Genomic DNA, 15,959 nt, shown 5'->3' with positions numbered 1-15,959 from the left:
TGGGACTAGTCCTTAAAGGGGATCACCATGCCGTCGTGCGCAGGAGTGATGTGGTCTTCGGTCTCACTGTGGAGTGTCTGATAGTCGAGATCAATATGCATATTTGTAAGAACGGCTGTGCTTGGCTGAGCGCGCGCGATCCAGTCTAGGGTACGTGCGAGATGGGCATGCGAAGGGTGCGGTTCATAACGCAGCGCGTCGATGATCAAAGTGTCCAAGCCCATCAATTTAGGCCAGCTTTGGTCAAATATTTCATGAACATCTGGGATATAGGCCAGCGTGCCGATACGAAACCCCAAAGCATCGATCTGACCATGGTTCACCTTGATCGGGTCCAGCGTGATCGGACCGCCCGCGCCATCGATTGTCACTGGGCCACGTATGGCGTGCAGTTCCAAAATGGCGGGGTAATTGGACCCCTCTGGCTGGATGAACGCATACCCAAACCGAGAAATCAGATCGTTTTCGGTCTTTGAATCGGCCCATACTTTGACACGTTCGCGCATGGCAAACACCACTTGGCGTAGATCATCAATGCCGTGCACATGGTCCGCGTGGGCATGGGTGTAAATCACCCCGTCCAAATGGCTGACCTTTGCATCCAAAAGTTGCTGGCGCATATCGGGCGACGTGTCGATCAGCACGGTTGTGGTGCCGTTTGGACCGGTTTTTTGTATCAATCCTGAACAACGCAATCGTCGGTTTTTCGGATTGCTCGGATCACATGCGCCCCAAAGGTTGCCAATACGCGGCACGCCGCCAGATGAGCCGCAGCCCAATATGGTGAACGTAAGGCTCAAAGCACAGCTTTCGCGAACAGGCGCTCAAAATTGGCCTCGGTCTGTGCCGCAAAATCAGCATAGTTCATGCCAAATGTCTCAGCGGCTTTCATTGCAGTGTGCGCGACATACGACGGCTCATTGCGGCGACCGCGATAGGGCGGCGGGGCCAAATAGGGCGCATCGGTTTCGACCAAAATACGATCCTTTGGCACCTCGCAGAAAATATCACGCAGTTCTTGGGATTTCGGAAAGGCGGTGATGCCAGACATCGACAGGTAAAAGCCCAAATCAAGCGCAGCCATGCCCAAAGCACGTGAGGATGAAAAGCAATGCATGACGCAAGAATAAGCGCCCGCTTTGTGTTCTTCGGTCAAAATGCGTGCCATGTCATCGTCGGCAGCGCGCGCATGAATGATCAAAGGCAGGCCAGTTTGACGCGCGGCTTCAATGTGAATGCGCAGGCTCTCTTGCTGAACATCCATGCTGTCGGCGGTGTAGTGATAATCCAAGCCTGTCTCACCAATGGCAACAAATTTCGGGTGCTTTGCAAGCTCGACCAAATCAGCGACGCTGACCAAAGGCTCTTCTGCTGCAGACATCGGGTGTGTGCCCGCAGCCCAAAACACGGGGGCGAATTTTTCTGAAATGTCACGCACTTGCGCCACGTTTTTCAACTTGGTGCAGATCGTCACCATCCTGTGCACGCCAGCGCCCACCGCGCGCTCAATCACCTGTGGCAATTCATCGGCAAAATCGGGAAAGTCGGTGTGGCAGTGGCTGTCAGTAATTTTCGCGACGGGTATTTGTGGTGCGGACATGTAGGGCGTGCTCTAAAAAAGGGCGACTTGCGGCTGTTTATCCCAAACGGGCCGCGCGAGACGCCGTGTCATTTATCTTGAATACCATATCAAGGATCAAGGCAGCGGGGTCAAGGTTGACAGCCCTCGCATGTGCGGCGCGGGCAGATATTTCTTGCTGCAATGTGGCCCAGTCTTTGGCGGACATCCCATCAGGGGCCAGTCGCGCCATCAGGGCCGCTTCGCCTTTTGCCGCTTCCACAAGGGGCGGACGACCTGCGCCAGTGCGCGCCACACGGGTTAAAAACTGATCTATCAATCCTAAGATAAGCTCGTAGCGGTCCACATTGGCCGCGCCAACACAGCTTTCTGCAAGCTTTAATGCGCGCACTCGGTCAAGTTTGGGCAGCGTCGCAAACAAGGCGATCACTTCGCTATAGGCGTCCATTCCGTCCAAGTTCGTTAACCTCAATGCTTCCCCAACCGAGCCTGCCGACAGTTCGGCCAAAGCGTCACTTTGGTGTGCCGCATCAAAGCCTGCCGCGTCAAGAGCACGGCTGACGTCTTCACCATTCAGTGGCCCAAGACGCAAAGCGCGACAGCGTGAGCGAATGGTAGGCAAAAGCCGCGAGGGTTGATGCGAGATCAACAAAAGCACAGCGTGTTTGGGTGGCTCTTCGAGTGTTTTCAGCAAAGCGTTGGCCGAAGCGGTGTTCATCTCGTCAGCGCTGTCCACAATAACCACGCGGTGCCCGCCGTCGGTGGCAGACATGTGGAAAAATGAATTGAGCTTGCGAACTTCTTCGACTGAAATTTTCGCGGTATGCTTGCCTTTTTTGGCATCATAAGCGCGGCGGATCAGGCACAGACGTGGTTCGGCCAATTGCGCTGAACGGCGATAGACAGGCGTATCGTGACCGATGTCTAAAGTGGTGGCTGCGGGCGGGGCGTCATCAAACATGCCCGCTGCGTCGCCACTTGCGGGTTGCGACAGCAAAAACCGTGCAATGCGCCACGCCAATGTTGCTTTGCCGACGCCACGCGGGCCAGAAATTAGCCAAGCGTGATGCATACGGCCCGTGTTGAACGCTTCTAAAAATGCGGCTTCTGCACTGGATTGCCCAAACAGGTGCTGCGTTTCACGCGGGTGCGGTGCGCCAGGGGCACGGTCCGCTTCGGGCTGTAATTCCATTTCTCCGACAGGGGCTCTCATGCGCTTGCCTGTTGGGGGCTGTCTAGGTGGGGTAAGACAACAGATGCGATATCTTTCGCCACCAAATCAAGACTTTGCGCGCCGTTTATGATCTTAAAACGCTCGGCGCTTTTGGCCAAGTCTAGAAAGGCAGCACGCATTTTGATCTGCATTTCCACACCAAAGTCTTCAAACCGCTCCTCAGTGGTTTGACGGGCTTTGGCCCGCGACAGGCCAACGCTTGGGTCAATATCCACCAAGACGGTGATATCGGGTTCAACCCCAATCATCGTCTCGTGCAGCGCATTGACGCGGCCCAAAAGATCCCCACGTGTTGAACCTTGGTATACCCGCGTGCTGTCGGCAAACCGGTCGCAAATCACTATTTTTCCGGCAGCTAAAGCAGGGCGAATGGTCTTTTCCAAATGATCGCGTCGCGCTGCAGTGAACAGCAAAAGTTCCGTTTCAGGCGACCAGCGATCAGGATCGCCCTCAAGCACAAGCGCACGAATTTCTTCGGCGCCTTTTGATCCGCCGGGTTCGCGGGTCAACACAACGTCATAGCCCTGATCCGTCAGCGTGGTTGCCAACAATCGGGCTTGAGTTGATTTACCTGAGCCGTCAATGCCCTCGAAACTTATGAACATGTTCGGTCCTTATTGCGCGGGCGCATCTTTGGCTGTGGTCAATTTGGTGCGTAGCACGCTAAAGGCGGTGCGCAAGCGCGGGCCAATGCCGCCGCGTTCGATGCTGCGATCTGCCACAAGCGGCAAACGGGCAGGTTGCATATCGCCGCGATCAATCACCAGCTCGGCCACTTTGTCGCCTTGCATGATCGGCGCTTCCAGCGGGGTTGAATATTCAACGGTGCCCGTCACATTTTCAAGCATGGGGGCGGGCAAAAGCAATGACATGTCTTCGGGGGCGATCAGGCCAACGCTGGTTTCTGATCCCATCCAAACATCTGCACGGGCAAATTCTTGGCCCTGTGTGGCCACGGTTTTTTGCGCGAACTGACGAAAGCCCCAGCTGACGATGCGCTCGGCCTCTTGGGCGCGCTCTGCTTCTGATGCCATCCCCGTGATGACAAACACCAAGCGACGGTTGCCTTGCATGGCTGACCCGACAAGCCCGTATCCGGCCTCTTGAGTGTGACCCGTTTTCAGACCATCGGCGCCGATACCAAGTTTCAGCAAAGGGTTGCGGTTGTGGCGGTTTTGCGGTGCGCGGTTGTCATAGGGGAATTCAAGTTGCCCAAAGTAGCCGTAGTATTCTGGAAAGTCGTTGATCAATCGCTTTGCCAACAAACCAAGGTCTTCCATCGACATCCGCTGGTTTGGGTTTGGCCAACCAGAAGCATTAGCAAAGGTCGAGTTGTCCATCCCCAAAGTCTTTGCGCGTTCGTTCATCAAGCGCGCAAAGTTGTCTTCTGTGCCCGCTAGCCCTTCGGCCACGGTGACGCAGGCGTCATTGCCTGACAACACGATGATGCCTTGGATCAGCTCTTCGACGGTGGGGCGGTCTGTTTCATCAAGAAACATTGTCGATCCGCCCATGCTTTTGGCCCGCGATGACACTGAAAACTGTGTGTCCAGCGTTACACGGCCATCACGCAGGGCTTCGAACAGCATGTTGAGCGTCATCAATTTTGACATCGACGCGGGGGGCAGGGGGACATCTGCCTCTTTAGACAAAAGCAAGGTGTCTGTGGTTAAATCATAGACCCAAGCGGCCCGCGCACGGGTTTCAAAGGCCGCAGCAGGCAGTGCTAAGGCGATGGAAAGGCTTAGGGTGGTCAATAGGCAAGCGATGCGGGACAGTACGCGGGGCATGTAAATGCGGTCCTTTCGTCTCGGGCGTCAAAACGGATGGCATAGTTAAAGCAAACGATATGCATTTAAGTATTTGGATGGCGAATGGGGCAGGTGCCCCTTGGCTCTCTTAGCTCTAGTGTGTCACAAAATACGCGTCAGTGAAGCCTGCGGTCTTCACTTTTGCGAGAAGCCCTTTGCGTTCACTTGAGGTTGCTGCTGGGCCAACGACAACGCGCCAAAACGCTTTGCCTGAGTTTTCACCCTGTTTCACGGTCGCCACAACGCCTTGCGATCCCAGCATAGACACGGTGCGCTCTGCATTGCTTTGGACTGAGAAAATCCCAATTTGTATAAATGGCTTGCTCAGTGTGGATACAGCCGTCTTTGCGGCTGAGGTTGGTTTGGCCATAGGCGCTGCTGATGCGGTCGGGGTGATCGCGTCCAACGTGGCGGCTGCATCTGCAATGGGATCAAGTGTAACGGTCTCAATGGTTTCAGGCGCTTCAAGCGTGTCGGCCTGTGTTGGTTCTGCGGCAACTTCTTCGCGGCGCAGGGCCGTCACATTCAACTCGGCAGGGCTGCCAGCCAAAAGGCCAAGCGCCTCTGCTGCATCCGATGACACTTGGATGTCCGGGCCCGGCGCGCTGCGTTCGCGTTTGAACAAAGCCCCAATGACGAACTTGCCATTAGATGTGTTGCGAATGATCACACGCTCGGGATCTGTGACATCACCATGCGCGACCCACACACCCCCCAAAGACGGACGTCCATCCCAAAGCCCGCTGGATGTGACTTGGAAGGCATCAGGCGCTTCAACATCGCGTTCAACCAGTTTGGTCGAGGTTTGCTGAACCGCCGATCCATCTGCTGACGTTTGCGGTTTCTTTTTGAATATGTTGCCGCCAAGACTTGGTTCACAGGCGGCCAGAGAGACCGCGCTTGTGAGCATTAAAATCGTGCGTGTCAGTGCGCGGCGCGGGTTTGATCCGCTGCGCAAGACATGCGTGCTGCGGGATGTTTGATTGCCTGTGGATTGCATGTTTGCCCCTCAAACTGTGTGACGCGTCTGTGCGCGCATTTTTTGCTCTGCCGGTGCCGCTTTCCAGAGTGCCTAATGACAGGCGTGTGGCGCGGTTTGATTTTTTGGCAGTCTACGCGGTTGGTTGTGTTGTGGAAAGCCCTGCCAGCGGCAATGGGCAAAAAACGGCAGGCAGCGTGACAGAATGCGATGGTCTGTGTGGATAATTTATAAAAACTGAAAAAGATTTGCATTTTTTTCGTTACACATCTTTTAGAATCGAAAAGAGGGCGCTAGAGAGAGCGCGTCGGAGGAGTGGCAGAGTGGTCGAATGCACCGGTCTTGAAAACCGACGAGGGTGAAAGTCCTCCCAGGGTTCGAATCCCTGTTCCTCCGCCATTAAAAGCACCCAAGTATCTGATTTTGTTTAAAAAATTAGGTCTTGGGTTTTTTGATCCCCCATTTGATCCCCCGGTTTGTTTTGGAAGACCTTGGAGGTTATTGGAACTCACCTCCCGTAATTGTTGCTACAGCCCGCGTTTAAAGTGTGCTGCATAATCAATGTGGATTTCAAACCCCATGCAGCAGCCTTCATTAGGGCATTCTTTTGGCGGGAAGGGGGACGCTTCAGACATTGGGATTATCTGGCCCCGTGTTTGGTCACAATGACTGCACCCTTCACTATGTACTCCTCTATAGCGCAAAGTGCAGTCGTGACGGAATTTGAGAGAATGCTCGTTGTATGCGTGAATTTTGTTCGCTCTGCTTATAGTGAAAGAAGCACGCCATACTGTAGCGAAATGTGCGTGAAGCGGTTTTGATCGGCCTTTTTCCGTCAATTCTGACAGTGCTTTCTCTGACATGAATGCGTTACGGCGAATACCCAATACTTTCTTTGCTTCGTCGCTGATTTGTCTTCCATTCTTACGGTGCGCTGTCGCAACCGCTCGTGGGCCAAGTCTCATACTGTCTTTGAGCATGTCCTTTACGCTATCAAATGCGTTGGGAGACAAGTATCCTAAAGTCTCTATCGCTTCGCTTATTGCGTCTTGTTCGATTGTTTCCATAGGAAATGAAATGTCAGGGCGCGACATTTTTGGTCTAAGGAGATTGAAAAGGCGAAACGGTATCAGCAATATACTGTTCTCAATGCGTGGTGAAATACTATCGAAAGTTAGACTATGACTGATTTGGAGCCAATTGATATTTTGCGATATTGGGTCGCACAGACCAGTTTCGCTGTTCAAGGCGCTGCCTACTTGCGGGGCTTTGAACATGAACGCTTGAGTTATGTGCAAAGCAAGGCAAATGGAGAAAGCCTTGCAGACCCGAGGTATTGTCCTCAAGCCAGAATGGCCTTGATGTGCTTATGGGCTGTGGAGGATAGTTTAGTACTTTTTTGTCGCAGGGCTGTGGATAGTCACGAAGGGTCTGAAAACGTGATTGAGTTGAAGAATCAAATTCTTCATTCTGATTGTTTCAGCGGCAACGAACAAGAAATCACAAAGGTTTTTCGCTTGTTTGATAGGGGGTTTAAACAAAAGGTAGACCGCCTAAAAGAGGCCAGAGACAAACTGATCGCGCATTCAGAAATGGCAATGATATTGCGGGATGAGGTGCAGTACACTCCTTTGCAAATTGTCGGTGGTGTTGATGAGGTCATAAAGCTTGTAGATTGCCTAGTAAGGCATAGCGGCCTGAAAAAAGATGGCGACGAAACGATGCTCATTCGGCATCCAGATTTTGCCCAATTTGATGCCGAAGATTTCTGGGCTTCTAACTTTGCTCTGTGGGCGAAGTAGTTTTTTACCCAGATCATGCTAATCGTGCTATTTACGTTAACCGCCCAGCGCGGGGCGGTTAGCGTTTGTTTGGCTTAGCCTTTCACGATCCGATAAGCTGCCTTACGGTTTTCTGTGCCTGCCTCAAGCGGGACAAGGCAGCCTGCGTCTACAAGAAAGGCAATGGCCTTTAAGGCTGTAGGGCGTTCACGTAACGAACTGATAGGGCAGCGACTGGCGGTGTTTTGCTGCTTTGGTCTGTTTTGTGAGCCATATATAGCCCTAAAGAACCAACGATGTCGCTCTAATTACGATGAAGCAAAGCAACCTTTACAGCGCGCGTTGAACCGGCGTCACCTCTTTTGAGGCAAGTACCAAGTGTGGGTATTCTAGCTGGCGATTTTGGAAGGAAAGGATATTTGGCTTCACAATAACACCTGCATCGACATTCATGGCACGGCGAATTGTTTCATTTTCCTGCCAAGATGCGCGCCCCTCTATCATTGTTTGCAAATACACAATGAGAGCCGCAGAAATAGAACGTGACGCGCTTTCCCAAAGATAATTGGGCGTATGATCCACAGCATAATAATCGGTTTTTTCGACCTTAAACATAGGTTCTTTGAACGTCGTTGGCTTGGCGAAATAGAACCCCATGCCTTCATCACAACTGACATCCACGATCAAACCACCAGGTTTCAGGCACGATTTTTCATCCTCAGTGATGAAATCCAATGGATGATCTGTATCCTGATAGGTTCCATTGACGATGATATCAGCCTCAGAGATTAGTTCTGTCAAAGGACGCTCATGACCGTCGTGTTCGACAACCAACATACGCGCTTCATCTGCGCCGCCTTCACGGATACGGACGTATTCACAGTCCAACACCTCTTCACGAACTTCATGATCAGGGCGTTGAATACATATGGTGATATCCCGGAAACCGTGTGCTTTGAGCGCGTAGATCGCGCCCCGACTGACCGCGCCGAAGCTGAAAATGATGGTCTTGCGCTGATTGCCGTAATGACCATCGATACCTTTGAGGCGTAGCGCATGTAGAATGGCGCAGTAACCAGCCATTTCGTTGTTCTTATAGAATGTGTGCCGTCCGACTTGGCCAGACGGGCTCCAAACAAACATATCCTCAAAAGCGATAAGGGTCAGTTTGCGGTCGATTGCGACCTGAGTGATTGCGCGTTGTTGGGCACAATGTGGATACCCCCAAAGAATACCACCCTCTTTCAGGTCCTGTAGATCACTCAGCGTGGGTTTGGCGACAATAACATTTCCAAGCTCCGACAGAAGCGATCCACGAGATGCGACGCCACCGGTTTGTGCGGCAATTTCAGCATCTGAAAGGCCAAATGGTTCGCCATATCCCTCTTCAAAAATCAGTTTTTTGCGGCAACTTTCAGTCAATCGAGACAGGTGATCGGGATGGATCGGCACGCGCCGTTCATCCTCCTTCTTGGACGTCCCAATGACGCCAAAGGTTAGCTCGTTCATTTATTATTCCAAGTCTGGGGGCTTAGCCCCTGAAGTCATCGCAGCTTTTCGACGATGATCTTAGCCAACGGTGAAAGGGAGTTGTCATGTGACAACCCGTTCGGTCAAATTCGGCGCATCATTGAAAGATGTCGACAAAGGATGCGCATGATTTTGGAATGTTGGCTATAAGTTGGATGACTACTTGATTGCGCATCGAATAGCAATTCGATGCCGACTCTTTTAACTGGGATAGAAAAAACGTAGCATTTTCAGGACATAAAAGCCCATACGCTTCAGAGGTAGATGTATACCAGTGGAACGTCGGCGGCTTCCGTACGGAGGCTGTTTAGAGGCCTAGATGCCATGTGTTGCATGAGCGTCCGTTGTCGGGAGAGTATGATAAATGGCAGATCTCAGTCCACCTTTCCCCAAAATACTATACCGCAGCTAATTTTGCTCAAGGTTGGCCTGCTGTCTGCGCAAGACAACGGACTATGAACGCCGCAGCGCTCTCATGTTGCGTACTCAGCTAGAGACTCCTGCGATTGTTTTAAGTTTCATCGGCTTGGTCTTTCTCAAAACGGGCTTTGCGTAGGCGGGCGACCTTGGCGTGGCTCACCTCTGCTTCTTCATCGTTTATTTTGCGCACTATGCGAGTGGTCTTGTCCAATAGCGTTTCTTTAAGTGGGCCGGTGGCTGTAAACACAGCCGTTTTTGTCAATTTGGTCATCAAATCATCTCCTGCAATTGCGTGTTGGTTAACTGAACGTCTTTTAAAATGAGCTATGTGGCGGCAGGAACGACCAGAACAGGGCATTGAGCGGACTTCGTGACCTTGCGTGAAACTGACGTATCCAGCAAAGTTTCGAGCCATGATCGGTTCGGGGAACCAACTACCATGACATCTGCATCGCAGTCATCCGCATAGTTGACAATAACCTGCTCAATTTGGCCGCTGCGCACTTCAATCTCGATCTCGATGTTCGATTCAATTTCCCCTCTCAATGCTTCAAGTTGCTGAGTGCGGTCTTCAAGCATTTGCGTGTCATCAGTCAGAACAAGTGGGGTGGCGATACTCATCGGTCCTGAAGCTGCTAATCCAGCTACTTCGAAGTCCGACGGAACAACGCTAAGCAAGTACACTGAACCACCGGCACCCGCAGCCATATTGCAGGCAATGTCCGCGATAGTACGGTTCATGTCTTGATCCACAGTTGTCACAACCATGATCTTCTTGAACCTAGAGTTCGATTGATTTAGTTTATCAACGCCGTCATGTTCTTTGATGTCTTCGAGTTGGATTAATGCAGACTGAAGGTCATCGGCGTTCGAGGCGCGACTGCCTCCCTGCATCCCTTCAACCGTCGCTTCCGCCAATTGATCCGCGTCCAGTGCCATTGATCTAAGGACCTTTTCCTTATCATCATGGCTGAGATTGTCATCGCCCAGAACTTGGGTTGGTGTTTCGAAATATGGCAAAGGGTTCGATATTCTCACTTTTGAGTAAATCGTCATACATCTCCTTATAAGCCATGATTGGATACCAATCTGGCTGTTGATGTTGAGTAGCTTGATTTTTTCGACCGCCGATTTTGGTGGGTCGGTTTGGGGCATGTGGACGGCGTGGGCATCTCGTTCCTGCTCGCGCGTCAAGCCCTACTTTCATGAGGGCCGTTTGGCTCCAACTATTAAGATATAGTGATAGATATGGAAAAAATCAAGGTCAGCACCAGATGTTCGGACTATCGAAGGAGGCTAGGGGGGTGGTGGGCTGAGGCGTGTTAAGGGCGGAAAGGGGCCCTTCGCTGCCGGCACAAAAACTCGGGTGTCAAACGACAGAGCACACAATAGCGTTTTCACCCAGTTAGGTATGCTGCGCCCTATAGTTGCTCCTGCGACCAGTATCACTGACAAATCGGTCCCAGAGTTGATGTCCGTTGCAGCCATTGACGCGTGGTGCAGTTTCCTCAGAGCGGAAATTGGTTAGGGAATTCGATGCCACCAAGCTCTGCTGTGCGACCTCCCGGTCATTCGTTATCAGGACGTTATAGTCTGGATATGTCGTGTCTCCAAAGAGAACGGGCACCCGAAAAACAAGTGCCCGTCATGATCTTTTAGGGGGGTTCGGCTTATTTGTTTTCGGCCCGTTCGCTCTGCAAACCACGGAAGATGCAATAGCACATCACCAGCAGGACCACCGTAAACAAGAGCCCGGTTGAGATCACCATTGACTGCAACGCGGCCAGCCCCCCCCCCAGCAACAGTGCGATGGCGACCGCACCCTCAAAAATGCACCAGAACACGCGTTGAGTTGCTGGTGCGTCCACCTTGCCGCCCGCCGTGATCGTGTCGATCACCAGCGAACCGGAATCCGACGACGTCACAAAGAAAACGATCACCAGAACGATGCCGATAAACGACGTAATCGACGCGAGTGGTAATTCACCTAGCATCTGAAACAACTGGCGGGGTAATTCCGCATCCTGCGCGCCCGTGAAGTTGTCGGTGATCACCTGATGGATCGCGGTGCCGCCGAAAATCGACATCCACGCCACGCAAACCAATGAAGGGATAAGTAGAACGCAGATGATGAATTCACGCACCGACCGGCCCCGGCTGACGCGGGCGATAAACATACCCACGAAAGGTGACCAACTGATCCACCACGCCCAGTAGAACGCGGTCCAACCTTGGCTGAAATTCACGTCGTCGCGACCAAATGGATTGGCAAGCGCTGGAAGGTATTCAGCATAGGCTTTCAGGCTGTCCCAGAAAAAGGCAAGTAAAAACGCTGTCGGCCCCACTATCAGAGTAAAGAGAGCCAGCAAACCGGCCAGTCCCATGTTGATCTCTGACAGAACCTTTACCCCACCATCTAGCCCGCGCAGCACCGAAATCAGCGCGACTGCGGTGATGGCTGAAATCAGGATGACCTCGGTCGTGCTGCCCATCGGTATGCCGAACAATTCGTTCAGCCCCGCGCTGGCCTGCGTCGCACCGAAGCCCAATGAGGTTGCCAGACCGAAAAGTGTGGCGAAAACCGCCAGAATATCGATGAGGTGACCCGGCCAACCCCATACTCGGTCGCCAAAGATTGGATAGAATGCCGAACGGATCGTTAACGGCAGGCCTTTGTTGTAGGAAAACAGCGCCAGCGCCAGCCCCACCATTGCATAGATTGCCCAAGGGTGCAGACCCCAGTGAAAAATCGTCGCGGCCATGCCTAGTCGTATTGCTCCTTGCTGATCGTCAAGCGCGCCGGTCAACGGTGCCCAGTCCGAGCGCAGATCGCCTTGCATAACGGCACCGCCCACGGATGAAGAAAAGTGAGATAACGGTTCAGACACGCCATAGAACATCAGCCCGATGCCCATACCCGCAGCGAACAGCATTGAGAACCATCCAACGTAAGTGTAATCGGGCACGGCAGTAGACCCGCCAAGACGGATTCCACCAAATGGTGAGACGATCAGGAACAACGCAAATATCACCACGATATCGGCCGCACCGATCAGGAACCAGTCAAAGTTCTTCGTGGCAAAGTTGAACATAGCCTTGAAGATAGTTTCGGCCTGTTCTGGTAGCGCCAGTGTGAAAAATACGAAGGCCACAATCGCAGCACCCGAAATGGCGAAAACCGGGTTGTGGATGTCAAAACCGAATGGGCCAAGCGACCCGTCGACGTTATCCTGACCAATCTCATACTCCGTCTCAATTATATCCGCAGTGCCTTGCGGCGCGGGGATACCATGATCGGTGGTTTCATCAGACATCGAATGCCTCCTCGAAAATTAAAATGAGTAAGGCCATGCCTCAGCGGGCACGCACCAGAAATACAGATGCATCGGTATGTCGCGCCAACGCACCGCCGTGCGACGGCAGCAGCATATCGGCCATATTCGGAATATGGGTGGCCATGACGATCAAATCAGCACCGATCTCGTCGACCGTGCGTGCCAGTTTCTTGTCGAGATCAACCGCAGGATCTTGGCTGACAACGCTTTGCGCCGCCGTCCGGTGGCCATGGCGCGCGGCCTGCTCTTCGGCGAAATCGGCAAGCTTGCGTGCAAATTCTTCAGGATTGTGCGCGATCACGCTCGGCACATTCGATGTGATGGCTACGTATGTGACCGTTGCGTCGTAATGTTTGGCCAGATCTGCGACCACGGCCAGCGCTGTCTCGGACTTGTCGACGTGCGCCAGATCGACAGGGATCATGATACGTTTGTACATGCTCATACCTCGCATCTCGCCGAAATGCGGGACATGCGGTGGCCCGCACCGTTGGGATTGCTGATAATTTTCATTTGTGTCCCTTTTTTTTGCACGAGGCGCGATGCTGCCTATGTCTGCCATCCTGCAATCGGATGTGAATGGATCACCATAGAGGGATCGCCTCAGGTAGCAACCCGCTCATATGAAGCCTGACAAACGAACGTAATCAATCCTTTTACCATGAATGCTGCGCGATGTACGAACGGCTGGTTCGGTGAAGCCGCGCTGCGTCGCTGACTTCTATCTCCAAGATTCAGTATGGGATGTACCGTCTGCTTTACCCAGCAGGTTAGACTGAGCTTGGTTTCACCTGCATATGGGATAAGTCGCATGGCGAAGATTGAATTTGATGAACTGATGTCTGTTGGCATCGATATTGGTAAAGACACATTTCACATTGGTTGGTTTTGATGCGCAAAGGCCTTCGAGCGTTGAAGAATTCGTTGGATACAATCCTTAAGGAACGCAAAGATGAGATATCACCTCGGATGCTGTTCGTCCAAGTCACGAAGGTCATCTTGTTGGGTCCGCACAGGTGGCCGACTTCAGTTTTGGCGAATGGCTCACACGTGCATCAAAGCGCATGCATCGCAATAAACTGGCAATCGCGCTCGCCAACAAATTGGTTCGGATGGCGTGGAGCATATCATGCCGATCGACGCACGCGGGCCTATATCTGAGATTTTGATCCGTGTGGCGGCGATAAACGATGCGTCGTTGATTGCCCCTGTGCCGTCTTTGCGCCTATCTGCGGCTTTCAGTGCGGATCTCTCTGGCTGGCTCAAGGGGACGAGCCAGCCAGAGTCCATAAGAGCGGCAATCGTTTTATGTAAATATCCCCTTCATCGTAAACATTGTTCGAAAGAGACCGGAACTAAAACGGGGCCAAGCCAGACAACTGAGATATTATTCTATGCCGCCTAGGCAAACATATTTCATCTCAAGATAGTCTTCGGTCCCATATTTGGATCCTTCACGCCCTTGGCCAGATTGTTTCACTCCACCAAAGGGGGCGACTTCTGTCGAAATGAGGCCGGTGTTTACTCCGACCATTCCGTATTCTAACGCTTCGGCGACTTTCCAAACGCGAGATAAATCGTTTGCGTAAAAGTATGAGGCCAACCCAAAAATCGTATCGTTGGCCTGTGCGATCACATCATCGATTGTTTCGAATTTGAACAAGGGCGCGACGGGACCAAAGGTTTCATCTGTTGCGATTTTCATCTCACGGGTGACGCCGGTTAAAACGGTGGGTTCAAAAAATGTTCCGCCAAGCCTATGGGCCTTGCCGCCCGTTTTGATTTGCGCGCCTTTGGAAGTTGCATCTGCTATGTGGTCTTGGACTTTGTTGACTGCCTTTGCGTCGATCAAAGGACCGGCTGTAACCGCTTTGCCAAATCCGTCGCCGACCGTGATCGCGTTCACGGCAGCGGTGAGTTTTTCGGCGAAAATATCGTAGACGCCCGCCTGAACATAAATGCGATTGGCGCAGACACAGGTTTGGCCGTTGTTGCGGAATTTTGAAATCATCGCACCTTCGACGGCCGCATCGATGTCGGCATCATCAAAGACGATAAAGGGCGCGTTGCCCCCCAGTTCCATCGATGTTTTCATGACCTGATCTGCAGCTTGACGCATCAAAATGCGGCCGACATTGGTCGAACCTGTGAATGTCAGTTTGCGGACTTTGTTGTTGGAACAGAACTCTTGACCGATGTCCGCACTGGCGCTGGATGTGATGACGTTGAACAACCCCTTGGGAAGGCCAGCCTGCTCTGCCAGCGCTGCCATTGCAAGTGCAGACAAAGGGGTTTCTGCCGCAGGTTTTGCGACAAAAGCACAGCCGACAGCAAGTGCTGGCGCAACCTTGCGCGCGATCATCGCATTTGGAAAATTCCAAGGCGTAATCGACGCCACAACACCCACAGGTTGACGCATTACCATGATACGTTTGTCGGGTTGATGCCCAGGAATAAGGTCGCCGTAAATGCGCTTGGCTTCTTCCGCGAACCACTCGATATAGCTGGCGCCATACAGGATTTCTCCCTTGGCCTCTGACAGGGGTTTACCCATCTCGGCGCATAAAATAGCTGCAAGATCATCGGCGTTTTCTACCATCAAATCATGCCATTTACGCAAAATGTCCGCACGGTCTTTGCCTGTGCGTTTGGCCCACGCAATCTGGGCCACATAAGCGGAATCGATGGCTGCTCGTGTGTCCTCGACGCCCAAATCAGGCAACGTGGCAATGACGTGACCCGTGGAAGGGTTTGTCACTTCAAACGTTTTCCCGTCGCGGGCATTTGCAATCCATTCACCGCCCACATATGCCTTATTTTTCAAAAGGTCATTATTGGTCAGTAGGTTAGGGTGATCTGTGAAGAACAATGCCATAAGAGCGTCTTCCTTATGTATAAAGCGCCCCCTTTGCGAAAAGGGCGGCAGATTAAAGTGAGGCTTCGTAAACTTGATGGGCGTCTTGCGCCGTTACGTTTCGGGGGTTGTTTAGCAAAAGACGCGTTTGGTTCATAGCATCGTTTACCAACCTGTCCAAATCGGCCTCAGTGTCATTTAATTGCGTGTTTGAAATACTGGGGGTGCAATTTAAAATTTATCTATTAACGTGACGTTAACTGTGTTAGCTCTTGCGCCAATTATAAGATATTATTTAATTTTTAGCTTTGATACCTCGGTCGAATAATTGTTCCCAGTGGGCTGTGGGTTATTTGGGAAACTGCTGTTTTTTCGTGTCTGCGTTTGAAAGTTATTTTTGATTATGCCGCTAATATTAAGGCTGATATCGGATTGA

14 protein-coding genes and 1 tRNA gene are annotated in these 15,959 nt (G+C 52.1%); 3 read left to right on the top strand and 12 right to left on the bottom strand.

Going from position 1 to position 15,959, the window contains the following annotated elements:
• Window positions 1-5 precede the first annotated feature (5 nt).
• The 6 genes from BM025_RS10635 to BM025_RS10610 form a co-directional block, all read right to left on the bottom strand.
• Complete coding sequence (locus tag BM025_RS10635; protein ID WP_085849574.1) at window positions 6-800, bottom strand: MBL fold metallo-hydrolase; 795 nt, start codon at window positions 798-800, stop codon at window positions 6-8.
• On the bottom strand, window positions 797-1,600 hold the full coding sequence (locus BM025_RS10630) for a TatD family hydrolase (RefSeq protein ID WP_085849573.1): 804 nt from the start codon (window positions 1,598-1,600) through the stop codon (window positions 797-799). The genes BM025_RS10635 and BM025_RS10630 overlap by 4 nt, the downstream gene beginning before the upstream one ends.
• Window positions 1,601-1,637: 37 nt before the next feature.
• Window positions 1,638-2,792, bottom strand: coding sequence for a DNA polymerase III subunit delta' (locus BM025_RS10625; RefSeq protein ID WP_085849572.1), 1,155 nt, complete (start codon window positions 2,790-2,792; stop codon window positions 1,638-1,640).
• A complete protein-coding gene (gene tmk, locus BM025_RS10620) occupies window positions 2,789-3,418 on the bottom strand; it encodes a dTMP kinase (protein ID WP_085849571.1) in 630 nt (209 codons plus the stop codon). The genes BM025_RS10625 and tmk overlap by 4 nt, the downstream gene beginning before the upstream one ends.
• Before the next feature lie 9 nt (window positions 3,419-3,427).
• On the bottom strand, window positions 3,428-4,603 hold the full coding sequence (locus tag BM025_RS10615; protein WP_085849570.1) for a D-alanyl-D-alanine carboxypeptidase family protein: 1,176 nt from the start codon (window positions 4,601-4,603) through the stop codon (window positions 3,428-3,430).
• 115 nt (window positions 4,604-4,718) lie between these two features.
• Window positions 4,719-5,624, bottom strand: a complete 906-nt coding sequence (locus BM025_RS10610) for an SPOR domain-containing protein (protein WP_244515602.1) — start codon at window positions 5,622-5,624, stop codon at window positions 4,719-4,721.
• Window positions 5,625-5,912: 288 nt separating this feature from the next.
• Here BM025_RS10610 and BM025_RS10600 point away from each other — a divergent pair.
• Window positions 5,913-6,002, top strand: a tRNA-Ser gene (locus BM025_RS10600).
• Between the two features lie 782 nt (window positions 6,003-6,784).
• Complete coding sequence (locus tag BM025_RS10590; RefSeq protein WP_085849567.1) at window positions 6,785-7,405, top strand: AbiU2 domain-containing protein; 621 nt, start codon at window positions 6,785-6,787, stop codon at window positions 7,403-7,405.
• A 309-nt stretch (window positions 7,406-7,714) separates the two neighbouring features.
• Here the strand turns inward: BM025_RS10590 and BM025_RS10585 are convergent, their stop codons facing one another.
• The 5 genes from BM025_RS10585 to BM025_RS10565 all read right to left on the bottom strand — a co-directional run bounded on the left by BM025_RS10585 (window position 7,715) and on the right by BM025_RS10565 (window position 13,114).
• Complete coding sequence (locus BM025_RS10585) at window positions 7,715-8,893, bottom strand: N(5)-(carboxyethyl)ornithine synthase (RefSeq protein WP_085849566.1); 1,179 nt, start codon at window positions 8,891-8,893, stop codon at window positions 7,715-7,717.
• A gap of 532 nt (window positions 8,894-9,425) precedes the next feature.
• A complete protein-coding gene (locus tag BM025_RS10580) occupies window positions 9,426-9,605 on the bottom strand; it encodes a hypothetical protein (protein WP_085849565.1) in 180 nt (59 codons plus the stop codon).
• 53 nt (window positions 9,606-9,658) lie between these two features.
• Window positions 9,659-10,390 carry a universal stress protein gene (locus tag BM025_RS10575; protein WP_085849632.1) on the bottom strand — a complete coding sequence of 244 codons (732 nt, stop codon included), beginning with the start codon at window positions 10,388-10,390 and terminating at the stop codon, window positions 9,659-9,661.
• A gap of 614 nt (window positions 10,391-11,004) precedes the next feature.
• Window positions 11,005-12,648: a BCCT family transporter gene (locus tag BM025_RS10570; protein WP_085849564.1), complete on the bottom strand. Its 1,644-nt coding sequence runs from the start codon at window positions 12,646-12,648 to the stop codon at window positions 11,005-11,007.
• A 40-nt stretch (window positions 12,649-12,688) separates the two neighbouring features.
• Window positions 12,689-13,114: a universal stress protein gene (locus BM025_RS10565; RefSeq protein WP_306455990.1), complete on the bottom strand. Its 426-nt coding sequence runs from the start codon at window positions 13,112-13,114 to the stop codon at window positions 12,689-12,691.
• 684 nt (window positions 13,115-13,798) lie between these two features.
• Here BM025_RS10565 and BM025_RS19185 point away from each other — a divergent pair.
• Entirely contained in the window at window positions 13,799-14,074 is a 276-nt protein-coding gene (locus BM025_RS19185) for a hypothetical protein (RefSeq protein WP_170842172.1), read from the top strand.
• Here the strand turns inward: BM025_RS19185 and BM025_RS10555 are convergent.
• On the bottom strand, window positions 14,057-15,544 hold the full coding sequence (locus BM025_RS10555; RefSeq protein WP_085849562.1) for an NAD-dependent succinate-semialdehyde dehydrogenase: 1,488 nt from the start codon (window positions 15,542-15,544) through the stop codon (window positions 14,057-14,059). The two genes, BM025_RS19185 and BM025_RS10555, sit on opposite strands and share 18 nt — an antisense overlap.
• Between the last annotated feature and the right edge of the window lie 415 nt (window positions 15,545-15,959).

Source organism: Pacificibacter marinus (assembly GCF_900109555.1).
GTDB lineage: Bacteria > Pseudomonadota > Alphaproteobacteria > Rhodobacterales > Rhodobacteraceae > Celeribacter > Celeribacter marinus_C.
The sequence above is the reverse complement of the archived record's forward strand: the minus strand, read 5'-3'. Positions and strand labels throughout refer to the sequence as shown.